This is a genomic window from Bacteroides sp. MSSM.1001136sp1_RTP21357st2_D2_RTP21359_211015 (genome assembly GCF_040913205.1).
Lineage (GTDB): Bacteria > Bacteroidota > Bacteroidia > Bacteroidales > Bacteroidaceae > Bacteroides > Bacteroides ovatus.
This window is the reverse complement of sequence record NZ_JBDFVF010000020.1, coordinates 57,820-74,179: the sequence shown is the minus strand read 5'-3', so window position 1 is coordinate 74,179 and position 16,360 is coordinate 57,820. Positions and strand designations below refer to the sequence as shown.

The following is a 16,360-nucleotide window of genomic DNA, read 5'->3' as shown; positions in this document are numbered from 1 at the left end:
TCTTTTTTTAATGTGTAACTTTTCTATTTTTTCTTTCCCTGATTGGCTACTGCTTCCATCAGTTTTTTGATCTCTTCCGGGTTTCCCAGGAAATAGTCATTAGCAACGTTCAGGTTTTCATCAAACTCAAATACGTAAGGCACAGCCGTAGGTAGATTCAGCTTGACAATATCTTCATCGGAGATGTTTTTTAGATGCTTGATGATGCCTCTCAAACTATTGCCATGAGCGACCACCAACAGCGTATGAGCTGTTTTCAGACTAGGAAATATATCACTTTCCCAATAAGGCATAATACGTTCAATGGTATCTTTCAACGATTCAGTACGAGGCAACTCCGCATCGGGTACTTCATGATAACGGTAATCAAAACGGGGATTTCTCAAATCACTTTCTGAAAGAGGATGGGGAGCTATATCATAGCTACGACGCCACACTAGCACTTGTTCTTCTCCATATTTCTCGGCAGTCTCGGCTTTATTCAATCCCTGCAATTCACCATAATGCTTTTCATTCAAGCGCCAGCTTTTCTCTACAGGTATCCAGTCCAGATTCATCTTATCGAGAACACAGTTCAAGGTTTTCACCGCACGCTTCAAATAGGAAGTATAAGCCTTATCAAAATTGAAACCATATTCTTTCAATGTCTCTCCGGCTTTTTCAGCTTCGGCAACTCCCTTTTCTGTCAGATCTACATCTGTCCAGCCCGTAAAACGATTTTCTTTATTCCATGCACTCTCTCCGTGACGAAGTAATACTATCTTTTTCATTTCTAAAATTCTCCTTTCTTCTTTTTATATATACAACAGATTGTTTCTTCACAAAGTTCACTAGAAAATAAATAGTTGTCAATACCCAGAAATAATGATTCTTTCTACAAAGAAGCGGGATGCAGTAATCAGGGATATAAAAAAATACCCTCCTCTAATTCTAAGCTTGCATTATGGATGATGATTCATCAAAGCAAGGTTATCATTAGAGAAGAGTAAGTCTGTAAAAGTAAAAAGAGAGAGTTTATATATACAAGAAAATCTGTTCTACTTTTCTATTTTTTTCTATTCTTCGTTTTCCTCAAAGCTATTTATCAGAAGACCGCGTATCAGCATCTTTTCCATAATATCCTTCTTTTATTTTCTGAACGTTGCGCAGCAATGCCGCATAATGCCGGTAATTGAGATCTCCCTCCTTAGAAGCAGCAAGTTGCTCTTTTACTGACTCTTCAATCTTATCTAAATGCTGTTCTACAAAAAGCTGAATATCAGAACGGCTGATTGCCAGATTTGCATTGGCACCATCTTTGCTACTAGGTTTAATCATTCCTTCGACAAACCCCAGATAAGTCCGGTGCAACTGACGGCGGAAATTATTCTCCAGTTCATTGGGATCATTCAACGGTTTCCATATTGCAGTAAATACATCGTTCAAATAATCATCGAGTGCATACGATTCCGAAGAACACAATGAGGTTGAGTAAATATTATACAACATTCCCGGTGCAAGTAGCAAAGCTACAACAGAGCTTTGGCGGTCACGAATCTCATCCACCGGTTTGACTCCGGTACGACTCACCACTTCATCAGGGTAGAGCCAGAGTGGAGCTACAAACAAATTGCGTCCCAACCATTCAACAGCTTCTTTCTGCAAACTGCGTGGCAGATAATCATGCACTTTGAGATCCGGCAAATTATTGGTATAGCGTCCTCCTATGTTCTTCTGCACTTGCAGGGTATACTTCAGATGTTGGGCACGAACCGAATTATAAATGGTGGTTAAGTCAGTGTACTCTCCGTCAGGCTGTGCTGTCCAGGTCAGTATGTTTTCCATCACTCTTTTCAGGTTCTTTATACCGTATTCATTGGCTTTCATATTATTGTCGCCCAAGTCCTCACTCTGGCTACGGGGATCAAATCCCTTTCCTTCATCACCAACAAACCACAAGCGATGATCTCCCCGCAGTTTTTTGGTTACTTCGGCACGTAATACGTCTTTTTCTTTATAAGGATCCTTAAATTCCGGACGATAGCGATATCCCCATTGGATAGCCCATTTGTCATAAACACCGATACGAGGGAACAATCCTTTTTCGGAAATCCGATCTTCCGGTTGGGCTACATAATTAAACCGCGCATAATCCATGATTGATACCGTATGACCATTGGCTTCTACCCAAGCTTTATCACGCAGTTTCTCTACCGGAGTAGCCGAACTGGCTGCCATATTGTGCCGTAAGCCGATACTATGCCCCACTTCATGTGAAGAGACAAACTGAATCAGACTGCCCATTAATTTGTCGTCAAAAGTCATCGTGCGTGCGCGCTTATCCAGTGGCCCGCACTGCACCATATACCACTTTTTGAGTAAGTTCATTACGTTGTGATACCAACAAATATGACTTTCCATAATTTCTCCACTACGCGGATCGACAATACGCGGACCGTAAGCATTCTCCGTTTCGGAGGGTAGATAACGTATCACACTATAACGCGCATCGTCCAAACTCATATTGGGATCGTTCGGCCATTCTTTAGCTATTATAGCGTTCTTGAATCCGGCAGCTTCAAATGCTGTATTCCAGTCTTCGACACCTGCTTTAAGATAAGGTATCCACTTCTTCGGTGTTGCCGGATCAATGTAGTAGATAATGGGATTTTTCGGTTCGGAGAGTTGTCCCCGACGGTAACGTTCCGGATCTTTCGGTTCCAACCGATAGCGCTGGATGATGGCTCCACGATCGGTAGTCTGCTGGTCGTCCGAAAATTCGGTCAACGAGTTTTGGAAAAATCCCACCCGGTCATCGGCAAACCGTGGCTGCATCGGTTCTTTGGGTAACATCACGATGCTTGTATTCAGTTTCACAGTCACCGAACCAGTCTGTGCAGCCGGTAGTCTACCAGCACTAATACTATAAGTACGCAAAGTCACTGCCTCCACGTTGATAGGATAGGTTTTTATCGTATCCATAAATGTGCGGTCCTGGGCTAAAGTACCAATGCCAAGAATGGAACGGTCGCTTGAGGTAAAGCCACACAATTTATTATCACCTAAAAAGAGTTTTGATACATCAATGAGCTGTGCCTGAGTCTCCGGATTTCTACCGATTACATCAAATTTATAGATTACAGGATCTACAGTCGATTGTTTCAATGCCTCGGCAATGTTATCACCCGGACGGGCAAACTGTGATTGCACATATTCGCGTAAAAAGAGAGTCTTATCATCATGCTGTTCCCAATAAACAACACTCCGGTTCACCTCTTCTCCGCTAAGCATTTTGAAACCCTGTGGCACTGCTTTAAACCGGGTCACAGCCAACAACAACCGTCCTAAAAGAGTATCCGGCACTTCAAAATACCAGTTATCTTTGATGTGGCGTACCGTAAACATACCCTCAGATTCACTTCCTCCATCTTTCAACAGTTTTTCATAAGCCGTTACTTTCTTAACAGTGTCTTTCTTGACCGTATCTTCCTGTGCTACCAGTTTCTTCTTTCCACTTTCCAGAAGAGATATACCACTGGCACGAGCTCCCACACCTTGCAAGGACAGGAACGCCAACACAGCCATCATCAAAATCTTTCGCATAGTTTTCTCTTTATTTTTTTCATTCGTTAGTGTTCATTGTCAGGTTCGGATTTTTTTCACGGGCAGCCAACGGGAATGGAATGATATACAACCGTGAATCCGGCTTCAACGTATATGTCTTTTTCTCGACATCCGTAGATACCAGCGGGAAAGTACGGGTGATTGTCTTTGCGTAATCAGCTTCCGTATTGTATCGTTTCAAATCCCAGAAGCGACTAAATCCGGAGATTAACTCCTTACGGCGCTCATCAATGACTGCCTGCACCATCGCACGTTCGGTAGCAGGTTCCGGCAATACAGCTTCGGCTCCCTTGATTCGTTTTTCACGCAACTGATTCAATGTTTGGACAGCTCCCGGTATATCTTTCAGCCGTGCTTTCGCTTCTGCCAGAATCAGGTAAACTTCGGCAGTACGCATTCCCACAGACATAGGCTGAAACTTAGAATAAGTAATCGAAGTATTCCACAAAGCAGCTCCTGAACCTTCGTCAAAGTAGTATACACTGTTGTCACTCGTTTTAAAGAATTGGTTCAAACGTTCATCATTCTGCCCGAAAAGTTGTACCATCTCCGGGCTAAGCATACCATAACAAAAGGCCAAAACTTCAGTAGGACCACCCATATAAGCATAGTTCAGCACTTCCGGGTTACCGCCTTTGGCATAAGTAGTAACCTTAGTCGGACCTCCTTTAGCTCCCAAATCAATATAATCAATCAGGGTATTATTCAACTTCAATGATTCTTCGGCAGCTTCTTTCGCTTTTTTCCAATCTCGATGGAACAGATAAACACGGGCAGCCAACGCATATCCAAAAGCTTTTGACGGATGATATACATTCACCGGCTCTTCCTGTAAATAAGGAAGCGCTTCTTCTATATCCTTAATAATAAAATCGTATACTTGAGCAACCGTAGATTTGGTTGGAGTAGCCTCCAAATCATATTTATCAATGATAGCAACTCCACCGTCAGTGGCTGCAGTTTCCGGATTATATGCTTTCGCAAATGTATTTATCAGAATAAAGTGATCCCAGGCACGCATGATCTTTGCTTCCGCTTTTGCCAATTCCTTAACATCTTTATCACCCAGACTAGCATCAACCAATGAAATTACGATATTTGACCGTAGGATATATGTATAACAATTTTCATATAAATTGTTATCACTTAGCTCTTTCCGGTTAGCTGCCTCATTAAAAGTCATGTTAATACCATCCCATGAAATAAATTCATTACCTATGATATTCGATTCTTTCGACCAGACATTATCGCTCAACAAGGCAAAAGCTGCCGGATGGTAGGCCCGGTTGGGCAGGGCTATCAATTCATAATAAGTATCAGTAGAATCCACCGTTTTCTTGCCTGTAGGAGTAATATCCACATAGTTTTCACAGGCTGCAAAACCCAATATGAGAATAACTGGCAATATATAAAGTAATTTACGCATATCTTATATTTTTAAAATGGTTAGAAACTTGTTGATAATCCGATGGAGTAAGTCTTGGGAGAAGCGATGCCACGTGTACCGTCATTCATTCCATAGCTTTCCGGATCAATATCACTTCCTGCCTTACACCAGGTAAACAGATTATTTACCTGCACTTTCACTTTCAGAGAAGAGAGGCGGAGGTGTTGGCAAACCGTAAACGGCAAGTTATATCCTACACTCAAGCTACGCAATTTTACATAACCTGCATCTTTCACATTGATGTCACCGTATTGCCACCAATCTTGGAAAGTGCTGGCATAAGTTTTTACCTGTGCCGGTATATCGAGGTACATACGTACCTGTGCATTCGAATCATCCGCAGTCCAACGGTTGGCAATTCCTTTCAAGGTTTGAGTACCTAACTGGTCATCCATTTTTAATACACTGTTACGCAGCTTATTACCACCAGCATACACAAAGAATGCATTCAAATCAAAATTCTTATAGTTGAATCTTAACCCCACTGACCCGCTGAATTTCGGAGTCAGCGAACCAAGGTTCACCAAGTCATCAGTACCTTTGAGCGAAGAACCAGAAGTGATACTGGCTACCGTGCCGTCTTCATTAAATTTCACCAGATCATTTCCATCTTTATCCACTGCTACCGGATATCCATTCTCGATACGATGTATACGGTAAGCCCATAACGTATTATAACTAGTACCTTCCATAAAATAAACCTGCGGACTTGCGATAAAGACTCTTGCATTATCAGATTCACTATGATCGACTTTCAACATTTTGTTCTTATTATAGTCAAAGTTAAAATCTACAGCGAAGTTCCAGTCTTTCTTACGTATGATATTGGTTGTAAGGGAAAGTTCTACGCCACGATTACGCATCTCACCATTATTCACCACACGTGAACCGGCTCCTAAAGTAGGGTCCATATATCGGCGTACCAGCAAATCAGATGAGTGACGATTGTAATATTCCAGACTACCGCTTATCAGATTCTTGAAAAGACGGAAATCTAATCCTATATTGTAGGTGGCTGTTTTCTCCCAACGAAGCTTCGGATTTGGCAAATCATCATCCTCATAAGTCAGATAGGTCGTTTTAATAGGATTACTTTGCGTTTTTTTCTTTACAACAAAATAGGTAGTTGAGCTTTGATCGACATTACCGTTGATACCGTATGTCATACGTAGTTTAAGGTAATCCAGCCAGGAAATCTCTTTTATGAACGATTCTTCCGATAAAATCCAAGAAGCACCGATTGACCACAAAGGATGGCGCTGATTGCGTATATCGAGCCCGAACAAGTCAGCTTGATCCCAACGTATACTTCCGGAAAGATTATAACGTGACAGATAAGAGTATCCTGCATTTGCATAAAAAGACGCATAACGATGGCGTGACTCGTGCAAAGTAGCAGACAGCCCCGATAAAGTAATTGTTCTGCCAGAAAGAGCACTTGTTCCTACACCGTCACGATAGGTCTGCCAGTTCATAAAATCAGAAGTTAATGTCTGCGGATCGTAGCCATACAACAATTGGCGGGCAGGTGTCGGAATCTTGTTTTCACGAAATTCCAGACCGGCAATGGCAGTTACTGCATGGTCTTTCCAAGTTTTGTCAAAGTCAATCTGGTTTCGTACCGTGTAACGCTTACTTTCTACTTCTGTCTGATTAAAACGTCCCCCTTGCGGCAATTGTGCTTTTCCATTTGTATCAACCATACTGTTATATAGCATACGCATTACATAAGTATTTTCCGACTCAAATAGTTCACTCTTACCTTTATTCCATTCATACTGATACATGAAGTTGTATTTGAACATTTTCAGGAAACGAGCCTGTAAACTTACAAACGGACGAATACTAACATCATGTGACTTTGTTATGCTTTCCTCCAATGCATCAAGTACATTGAAACCAAACGTTCTATAAGGTGAGACACCTTCAGCTTTTCTTACAACACTCCCATTATAGGAAGGAGATGTATCCACATTCACGTAAGGAGAAGTATAATGGTTACCATCGGCATCCAATATCCGTTCATATCGCTGTTGCAGGGTGTAGCTAGTATAACCGCTATTCGGGGTATAACTACGTCCCATACGTACATCCACTCCGGCATTCAGGTTCAGCCAGTTTGTAACCGCATAATTCGATTTATAGTATAAAGAAATTTTATTACTTTTGCCACTGATAACGCGCTGACTATCCTTTTCATAATTGAAAGAAAGGAGATGGTTGCTATTTCCGGCTTTCTGTGATACGGTTACATTATAGCGCTGGGTTATAGCCGTACGCCAAGCGTTATCACGATATTCTTTATAATAATCATTATTGCACCATTGCCTCAACGTAGCATTTACTTCACCACTGGTAATATCCCCATTGGCCTGATCCAGATAAAGCTGAAACAAGGGATTGTAATAATTATACTCAAAAGAAGATAAAAAATTCGCCGCACTTCCTTTTTCCGCTACATTGGCATCAAAAACAGCTGTCTGATAATCAATAATATCACTTGTTGAAGCTAAATTCAAACTCTTGAAATTTGGTTTGGTAGTGATAAACCAGTCTGCATTAATGCTCACGTGCGCACCTTCTTTTTTAGCCCGCATCGTGGCTACCACAATAACGCCATTGGCTGCCAAAGCACCATAAATACTGGCAGCGGCAGCATCTTTCAGTACAGTGATACTCTCTACATTATACGGATTTATCTCGCTCAATCTCAAATTGGTTGGCATATCGTCCACAACAATCAGTGGTTCTGTTCCCACATCATGCGAGAATGTACCTACCCCACGAAGAATAGGACTCATATCACCCGTATTCGAATTGATATTCATACGCAAACCAGCTACTTGCCCTTCCAGAGATGAGGCCAGATCACTGTGCATCTGTCTGTTCAGTTGCTCGGAATCAACGAAACCGAAAGCGGCAGTAGAACGTTCACGGCTAATACGCTGATAACCCGTCACAATAACATCACCCAACTGTTGCTTGTCCTCATGCATTATCACCCTGACGTTGTTACGGTCTTTAACAGAAACCTTTTCCGACTGCATACCAACGAAAGACACTTCCAATGTATGTACATCGACCGGAACTCTACAAGTAAAGTTTCCCTCTGCGTCCGTAATAGCACCAAAGGGACTGTTAAGCACCTTTACATTTGCTCCCGGCAAGGGATCACCACTTTCATCCACTACCTGACCTCCAACATTTCTGAACTTGCCTGAAGCAGTTGTCGAGGTAGCTTTCACTTTACGGACAGTGATGAAATTTTGTTTCACATCATACTCAAAAGGCTTTCCTTCCAGCATCTTCTGAAGTGCTGCAAAAGGAGACATCTGATATATACTCACAGTTACACGATAGGGTGCAACGTCTTCACTGGGAAAATTCACCTTATAACCAGATACATTGCTGAACTGTTTCAAGGCCGAACCGAGCGGTTCGTTTTTCATCTCTAAAGAAATCTGCCTGTTTTCTGCATTCTGCGCCCATCCTTGCAAGGCTGTTGCTGTAAACACCAGCAATAGAAAGGCAGTTCTCATCCACACAAGCTTTTTTTTAGTTCTTTTTTCTAATAATGTAATTTGTTGCTTTTTCATAAGAGTTGTATTTGTATAGTTAAATCTGCTTGATTGTAATGGTCCCGTCCTGATAGTCCACCTGCACTTTCTCCAACTTATTCAGCAGTTCCAATGCTTCATCCAAATGGGTATTTTTATTAGCCCAGAAGTTCAACCTGATATGGTACAGTTCGCACCGCTCAAAATCGATATTCACATTATACCATCTTCCCAAAGCACCCATGATTTCTTCCAACGGCACATCCTCAAAGTAGAACATTCCCTCTGTCCAGGCTGTATATGTAGCGATATTCACTTCTGATACTTTTTCCTCTCCGGTTTCCGTATAGGTCAAATCCTGTCCCGGACGTAATGTTACCGACTTATTGTTAACTGTGTTTGTGACCTGCACCTTACCATTCACCAAAGTTACATGACGATCTTCAACACTATAGGAACGCACGTTGAATTTAGTTCCCAGCACCATGGTATTCATGCCATTAGCACATACAATAAACGGATGTTCGGCATCTTTTGCCACTTCAAAGCAAGCCTCCCCTTCTAGTTCCACACGTCGTTCTTTTCCATGAAATGCCACAGGGTAGCGCAAACGACTTTCAGCATTGAGCCATACCTTAGTCCCATCAGCCAGTACCAGCAGAAAATCTTTTCCACGTGGTGTAGTCAAAGTCTGACAGCATACAGTGTCTGCCGAGACAGTTTTCCAGTCTTTCACATCCATCACACTGTCTGTCAATAACTGCTGTTCACTACGACCATCCATTTGTAGGACCACATGTTCATCATTGTTGTTCGCAGCAAAAAAACGTATCGGCTGTTCTGCAGGTAAAGAAGTGGAAGGAAGCAAAGAAGGAATCAGAAAAGCCAGTATCAAGACAGCTGCAACAGAAGAAGCAATTGCCAAGATACGCATTTTCTTTCTGTACTTGCGTTTCCGTTGCAGATTCTCACGTATCACAGCTTCCTTACAAGCCATTAATTCCAAGAAAAGTTCTTTATTTTCAGGTATACCTATCCACTGAAGAAATTCATCAGTTTCTCTTAATTGTGGATGTTGTATGGCACGAAGTGCATAATCTAATTTTTTATCTGAATGGTCTATCATAGTGTCAATAGTTTCATTAAACACGTAAAGGTTACTGAAACTGATGACACCCCGATAGGATTTTTTTTAAAAAAAGATGGTTAATTGTTTTCGGAGTATCTTTAAAGCTCTGGCAATGTGCGTTCTAACGGTATTATCACTAATACGTAACTTTTCACTGATTTCCGCACATTTCTTTTCATTTAAGAAGAATTCTTCCACTACGGTTCGCATTTGTGGAGCCATCTGGCGAATACTCTCCTGCATCCGGTTTATCTTGTCTTCATACTCACGGTATTCTTTCACAGTCCAGCCACTGTAAAGTTCTTCCAGATATCTTTCCGCATTTTTATGCACCACGTTCTGATGACGTATTTGGTCAATACAACGATTTCGCACCATGACGAAGAATAACGGCAGCAGATCCTCTTCCGTTGTCAACCGTTCGTTGCTCTCAAGCACCGAACAAAAGACATCGTTCACCACATCTTTTGCGCTTTCCTCATCATTCAGCAGATTATATGCATGAATATAGAGTTTTTGCCAATGTTCCCTGTATATAACAGTTATAGCATTTTGACTATTATTCATGTATTTATAGTTACTTTTTGCGTTTCATAGAGCGCAAAGATAACCAATTGGAGCAAAAAACACTCTATTTATTAAAAAAGATTATAATTCATATAAATACATTTGTTGTTATAGACATATTCTATTCCCATCGTCTGACTCTTTATATTTTGACACTATGTTTCTCTCCAGAAAGATACGATTCACAACTATATCCGGCCGTTTCCATTCATCTGGACGTTGATTTAATCTTCGCTTTATCTTTACGCGTACAGAATGCTTCGATTACTTTTTTTACACGAAGATAATTTATTGATACTCTGCTCATATATGCCCATTTTCTTTGTAATACATACTTTCCTTGTGATACAATCATACTATCTTTTACTTTTTTAAGGTGGAATTCAACAAAAATGATTATTTTTACGAGCAAATTATTGTCTAACTACCTGATAATACAGACATACCTTGAAAATAAACGAACAAAACGAAAGCGAATTCCTACAAAAGCTTATGAACAAAGCGAATATAGGATGGTGGGAAGCTGACTTGAAAGCAGAGACTTACAAGTGTTCGGAACTTATCTCCCAACTACTCGGAATAGGAGAAGACGGGCTCATCAGTTTCGAAGATTTCAACAAGCGTATTCTAAAAGAAGATCAGGGATACGCAACTTTTCCGTCTTTTGACAAAGTACAACAGACTGTAGAAGAAATATACTTGTTTGATACTCCCAAAGGTCATGTATGGATTCGTAGCAAGGCATGCTTCCAGGAAACAGACGAAAATGGTAACACCAAAGTATATGGAATTGCCGAAACCCAAGAGGGAATTCATATAGCATCTGCACACCAGGCTCTACAAAATAGCGAGCGGATCCTTCATAATATATATAAGAATCTTCCGGTAGGCATCGAATTATATGATAAGGACGGTCAAATGGTCGACCTGAATAAAAAAGATATGGAAATGTTCCGAATTTCCAATAAAGAAGATATTTTGGGAGTCAACATTTTCGAGAATCCTATATTGCCGGAAGAGATAAAACAGAAAATAAAAGACAATGAGAACGCAGATTTTACATTCCGGTATGACTTTTCCAAAATCAACAAATATTATCAGCCTAACAGTACAACCGGTTTCATTGACTTAACAACCAAAGTCACCACTCTATACGATCACAATCACGAACCTATCAACTACCTCTTAATTAATGTAGACAAGACCGAAGATACAATTGCTTATAATAAGATTCAGGAATTCGAGAGTTTTTTCGACCTGGTAGGAGATTATGCCAAAGTAGGTTACGCGCACTTCGATGCTTTGAGTCGGGATGGGTATGCTTTGAGAAGCTGGTACAGGAATGTAGGTGAAGAAGAGGGTACCCCATTGCCGGAAATCATCGGCATTCATTCCCATTTCCATCCAGAAGATCGGGCTGTGATGATCGACTTCCTGGATAAAGTGATAAAAGGAGAAAGTTCCAAGCTATCCCGCGATGTCCGGATTCGCAGAGCAGATGGAAATTACACTTGGACACGGGTTAACGTATTAGTAAGGAATTACCAGCCCCAGGACAATATCATCGAAATGCTGTGTATCAACTTTGATATTACCGAACTGAAAGAGACAGAGCGGATGCTGATTGGCGCCAAAGAGAAAGCTGAAGAAGCCGACCGGCTAAAATCTGCTTTTCTTGCGAATATGAGTCATGAGATACGTACCCCGCTCAATGCGATAGTAGGCTTTTCCAGTTTGCTTGAGGAAGCGGAGGATGCAGAAGAAAAACATCTGTATGCAACGATTATTGAAGAAAACAACAAGCTCTTGTTACAACTGATCTCGGATATTCTTGACTTGTCAAAGATTGAGGCAGGGACTTTCGACATTATCCCGGAACAAGTGGATGCACAACAACTTTGCAACGAACTGCTACAATCTATGCAGGTAAGGGCTACAGAGCAAGTAGAGATTCTCTTAGCACCGGAACTGCCCGAGCTTACTTTTACCAGCGACAAAAACAGGTTGTATCAGGTATTGCTGAATTTTGTAACGAATGCTCTGAAATTTACTTCCGAGGGCAGTATTGTTATTGATTACCGAATCAACGGAAATGAAGTCAGATTCTCGGTTCAAGATACAGGAATGGGCATCGAACCGGAAAAGCAGGAAGCTATCTTTACCCGATTCGTGAAATTGAATAATTTTATTGCCGGCACAGGGCTGGGACTCCCTATCTGTCAAAGTATCGTCACACAGTTAGGCGGCAAAATCGGAGTGGAATCAGAACCGGGGAAAGGTTCTTGTTTCTGGTTTACGTATCCGATTAACTAAAATCTAAATTCAAAATAAATATCAGAAAACAATGTTTACCGGTTTCTCTTTAAGAAAATACGATCTGTTATAGTGTTGGGAAGTTCCGATTCATAATGTGTCACCATAATCATCGTCTTATCTTTGCGTCGGCAGAAAGCCTCAATCACTTTCTTTACCCGTCGACGATTATAAGTATCCAAGCCATGAAGCGGTTCATCCAGAATCAGCAGTTCCGGGTCTTTGACGAAAGCTCTTGCCAACAAGGACAAACGTTGTTCTCCACTGGATAGTTGCAGGAATGGTTTATCTTTCAAATCTGCAATGCCAAATATATCCATCCACCACTCACAGATAGCCATCTGTTCCGGTTGAGGACGTTTATACAGACCGATACTGTCATGCAAACCACTGGCTACAATCTCAATAGCGGGCAGATTTTTAAGATAAGCACGGTGCATCTCCGGACTTACGTAACCAATATGTTTCTTGATTTCCCAAATACTTTCTCCCGTCCCTCTTTTCCGTCCGAAGAGACTGATGTCACAGGCATACGATTGCGGATTGTCTGCACAGACAAGGCTCAACAGAGTCGATTTCCCAGCACCGTTCTCACCACTCAACGCCCACTTCTCACCACGACGGACTGTCCAGTCCAGTTCTTTCAGAATAGTTCGGTCGCCATAACGGATACTAACCTTATTAAGTTTTACTACTTCCTCCGAATCGTAATTGTTGCCATCAGATGACAAATCTATAATCCGTTGCTGCAAATCATCAAAAGAGGTAACCACATCTCTACTGCGGAAAGCTTCCAGATAGGCTTCACGTTCCATTTTAGGAAAGACCTCCATTTTGTCCACAGGAATGACATGAGTGATGAATGAAGGTATATCATCGAGCATGGAAAGTACCAGAATGATCTGTACGGACGACATTTTTGTCAGACGTTCGAGCAAAGAAAACAACAGTTCACGCGTAGGAGCATCCAGTCCGATAAACGGATTATCCATAATCAACACGCGGGGAGCAGTCAACAGGGTTTTGGTTAGCTGGAATTTACGTAATTCACCGCTGGAAAGGAGAATAATTTTCTTGTCGAGCAACGGTTCGATACGGAAGAGTTCAAACAGTTCGCGTTGTAGTTGCTCGTCCTTGATTTCTCCCAACATCTCACGAACATCAGGAGCTTCATCCTGATCGTGAGCATTCCAACGCTGCTGGTAGTAGTAATTGGCATCGGCAGCTCCATAGGTATCACGGAAAGCAATGTATTTCACATTATCATAAAGAGTCTGGGTGGCAGAGGGGGAAAAATCATATTGTACGGTTCCTTCACGCAATGGATATTTTCCGATCAGGGTATCTACAAAAAGACTTTTACCGCCACCATTGGGACCTACAATAGCTATGTGTTCATTCGCTCCGATAGTTGCCGTGATGGGTTTGGCTAAACGCACAAGCGGGTTGCGTGCTACGCCCCCCGCCATGCAGAATGTATTTTGGTTCATATTCTTTTATTCTGTTTTATTATTGCCCGCAAAGGTAACAATTTTATCATAAAAGACGCCAAATTGCAAACATATTCTTATTCGTTCCGTAGAAGGAATATCTTTATTTACTTACTAAACCCATAAGGTGGACATTCAAAATTGGTAATATCCAATTTGTATTCCATCATATCTTTCAACTCGTGTATGGGACGTTCCAATTCGTAAGGTATCGATTGTCTGCTGAATTGCTGGAAGTAAAGCAAACAAGCATCCCGCCACCAGACAGCATCCCGTGCCTGAATCTTCAGGCGGTGTTGCACATCACGAAAACGTTCGGAATCAATATACGGTTCCATCCTGTCCCACACTTTTTGAAAGTTTCTCACTTCGTTTACACCACGATCATACGCGTAGCACAGTTCTGCCCAAAGTGTACGTCCGCTCTTCATCTGATGATTCCAAGGGACATGGTGAAACCAAAGGAGCAGATTCTCCGGACAAGTATTCACATTGTCCAGTTGCTCGCATAATGGAGAATGGTATTGTCCGGTAGCATTACTTCCTGTACTGCTGCGGTCGAAACCTATTCCCATGTTGTCGGCACGGTGGTAATAAGGAGGCAGCCAATCCGGGCGGGCATCGGGAATATCACACCAGGGTTCCGGTCCGTAATGATGTCCCCATGCAAAGATATGATGCAAGCCGAGAGGCATCATGTAGTCTACTACTGCTTCTCTCGATTTCTGAAGCACTTGGGAGTTGAGAAGGGAGAGTTGAGCGTCGATCTGCTCTTTTTGAATGACTTCTCCTGCCGGAGTATCGGTTTGCGCACCGGTAACGGGAAGAAAAGTCTGTTTCAACCATTCTTCTCCTATCTGTTCGGAAGAGAGCGAATGTTTCCATGCCAATCGTCCGAAAGCATACCAGTTGGCTTGAGCAAAAGGATGTCCACACCAATTAGTATCATCACCGATGTTTGCCACTCCGGAAATAGCCGTGAGCGGATGAAAGAATAAAGAACCATCTGTCACACGGGCAACGGTAGAGCCTTTGCCTTGCAGATAAGTATCACTGTCTAAACACTCTTTCCACATAGGAGCAAGGAATGCAAGATGATTGGAAAAACCAAGATACTCTTGTGTGATTTGAAATTCGGGCATAACTGCCGTCTTTTTCATGGCTCCGAACAGCGGGCTGAATGGTTCACGGGGTTGGAAATCTATCGGACCGTTCTTGATCTGCACAATAACATTATCCCGAAATTTATCATCCAAAGGTTCAAATTCAAGATAGGCTTGTTTGGCACGGTCGCTGTCGGTAGGAGAATAAACGAAAGCGCGCCACATCACAATGCCATGATAGGACCTCAACACATCGGCAAGCATATTGGCTCCTTCGGCATGAGTCCGTCCGTAGTCACACGGACCGGGCTGCCCTTCGGAATTCGCTTTCACCAGAAAACCTCCGAAATCGGGAATCAGAGAATAAATCTCTTTGGCTTTCTGCTTCCACCAGTTTATCACTTCTTTATTCAACGGATCGGAAGTGGATAAACCGCCTAAAGCTGCGGGAGAAGAGAAATTGATAGAAAGATATATTTTCAAGCCATAAGGGCGGAAAACGTCGGCCAAGACTTTGACTTTCTGCAAATAATCATTAGATAGTATCTTAGGACTTGCATTGACATTGTTTATTACAGTGGCATTAATGCCGATAGAAGCATTGGCACGAGCGTAGGCTTCATAACGGGGAGAGACAACAGACGGAAGTTCGTCCCATTTCCAAAGTGAATGTCCGGCATATCCGCGTTCGATTGTACCATCCAAGTTATCCCAATGATTCAGGATACGAATTCGATAATCAGGTCGTTCGGAGATATTGAGGGATTGCAAAGCTGATTCCGGTAGTTGTCCGGTAGCTTGCAGACGGAGTAAATGATACGTTCCATAAAGTACTCCTTGTTCACCGGAAGAAGCTATCGTTATTTGATTGCCACCTTTGGAGGTCTGAATCGTATATCCCTCATTTCCAAGTGCACGAAGTTCTTTATTGTTCCGGACCTCCAAAGTAACCGGGATTCCTCCCTGCCAGAAGTTCTGTAATTCGGAAACCGCAATACGTAATGTAGGTGATTGTTTCTTGCTGGTAATTTCCGCTTTCGCTCCCGATGCATAACGAAGCCACAAGGCACTTCCATCTTCTGCCCAAATAGAAGAAAAGCAAAAAAACAAAGTGAATGTCAATGCAAATATATTTCTCATAGTACAAAGTA

The 16,360-nt window shown here is 42.0% G+C and carries 9 protein-coding genes; 1 reads left to right on the top strand and 8 read right to left on the bottom strand.

The genetic code is table 11. The annotated features are described in order from the left end of the window. Positions 1–23 precede the first annotated feature (23 nt). From gpmA to AB5217_RS13985, 6 genes are all read right to left on the bottom strand, one after another. The gene (gene gpmA, locus AB5217_RS14010; RefSeq protein WP_004300826.1) at positions 24–770 is read right to left on the bottom strand and encodes a 2,3-diphosphoglycerate-dependent phosphoglycerate mutase; all 747 of its coding nucleotides are present in this window, start codon (positions 768–770) and stop codon (positions 24–26) included. Between the two features lie 307 nt (positions 771–1,077). After that, positions 1,078–3,582: a zinc-dependent metalloprotease gene (locus tag AB5217_RS14005; RefSeq protein WP_032844678.1), complete on the bottom strand. Its 2,505-nt coding sequence runs from the start codon at positions 3,580–3,582 to the stop codon at positions 1,078–1,080. Positions 3,583–3,601: 19 nt separating this feature from the next. Beyond that, a complete protein-coding gene (locus AB5217_RS14000; RefSeq protein ID WP_008774770.1) occupies positions 3,602–5,029 on the bottom strand; it encodes a RagB/SusD family nutrient uptake outer membrane protein in 1,428 nt (475 codons plus the stop codon). 20 nt (positions 5,030–5,049) lie between these two features. After that, a complete protein-coding gene (locus tag AB5217_RS13995) occupies positions 5,050–8,646 on the bottom strand; it encodes a SusC/RagA family TonB-linked outer membrane protein (RefSeq protein WP_004300830.1) in 3,597 nt (1,198 codons plus the stop codon). A gap of 19 nt (positions 8,647–8,665) precedes the next feature. Continuing rightward, positions 8,666–9,733, bottom strand: coding sequence for a FecR family protein (locus tag AB5217_RS13990; RefSeq protein ID WP_004321485.1), 1,068 nt, complete (start codon positions 9,731–9,733; stop codon positions 8,666–8,668). Positions 9,734–9,799: 66 nt separating this feature from the next. Next, positions 9,800–10,303 (bottom strand): RNA polymerase sigma factor, encoded by a 504-nt coding sequence (locus AB5217_RS13985; protein ID WP_004300832.1) that lies wholly within the window; start codon positions 10,301–10,303, stop codon positions 9,800–9,802. Positions 10,304–10,795: 492 nt separating this feature from the next. Here AB5217_RS13985 and AB5217_RS13980 point away from each other — a divergent pair, with 492 nt between their 5' ends. Beyond that, on the top strand, positions 10,796–12,616 hold the full coding sequence (locus AB5217_RS13980; RefSeq protein ID WP_004326487.1) for a PAS domain-containing sensor histidine kinase: 1,821 nt from the start codon (positions 10,796–10,798) through the stop codon (positions 12,614–12,616). A 35-nt stretch (positions 12,617–12,651) separates the two neighbouring features. Here the strand turns inward: AB5217_RS13980 and AB5217_RS13975 are convergent, their stop codons facing one another. Both AB5217_RS13975 and AB5217_RS13970 read right to left on the bottom strand, forming a co-directional pair. Beyond that, positions 12,652–14,106: an ATP-binding cassette domain-containing protein gene (locus AB5217_RS13975; RefSeq protein WP_004326486.1), complete on the bottom strand. Its 1,455-nt coding sequence runs from the start codon at positions 14,104–14,106 to the stop codon at positions 12,652–12,654. A gap of 107 nt (positions 14,107–14,213) precedes the next feature. Then, entirely contained in the window at positions 14,214–16,349 is a 2,136-nt protein-coding gene (locus AB5217_RS13970) for an alpha-glucuronidase family glycosyl hydrolase (protein WP_004326485.1), read from the bottom strand. Between the last annotated feature and the right edge of the window lie 11 nt (positions 16,350–16,360).

Bases quoted from the DNA above. Each gene is read 5' to 3' on its own strand.
- gpmA (WP_004300826.1), bottom strand. From the start codon at position 770: ATGAAAAAGATAGTATTACTTCGTCACGGAGAGAGTGCATGGAATAAA.
- AB5217_RS14005 (WP_032844678.1), bottom strand. From the start codon at position 3,582: ATGCGAAAGATTTTGATGATGGCTGTGTTGGCGTTCCTGTCCTTGCAA.
- AB5217_RS14000 (WP_008774770.1), bottom strand. From the start codon at position 5,029: ATGCGTAAATTACTTTATATATTGCCAGTTATTCTCATATTGGGTTTT.
- AB5217_RS13995 (WP_004300830.1), bottom strand. From the start codon at position 8,646: ATGAAAAAGCAACAAATTACATTATTAGAAAAAAGAACTAAAAAAAAG.
- AB5217_RS13990 (WP_004321485.1), bottom strand. From the start codon at position 9,733: ATGATAGACCATTCAGATAAAAAATTAGATTATGCACTTCGTGCCATA.
- AB5217_RS13985 (WP_004300832.1), bottom strand. From the start codon at position 10,303: ATGAATAATAGTCAAAATGCTATAACTGTTATATACAGGGAACATTGG.
- AB5217_RS13980 (WP_004326487.1), top strand. From the start codon at position 10,796: ATGAACAAAGCGAATATAGGATGGTGGGAAGCTGACTTGAAAGCAGAG.
- AB5217_RS13975 (WP_004326486.1), bottom strand. From the start codon at position 14,106: ATGAACCAAAATACATTCTGCATGGCGGGGGGCGTAGCACGCAACCCG.
- AB5217_RS13970 (WP_004326485.1), bottom strand. From the start codon at position 16,349: ATGAGAAATATATTTGCATTGACATTCACTTTGTTTTTTTGCTTTTCT.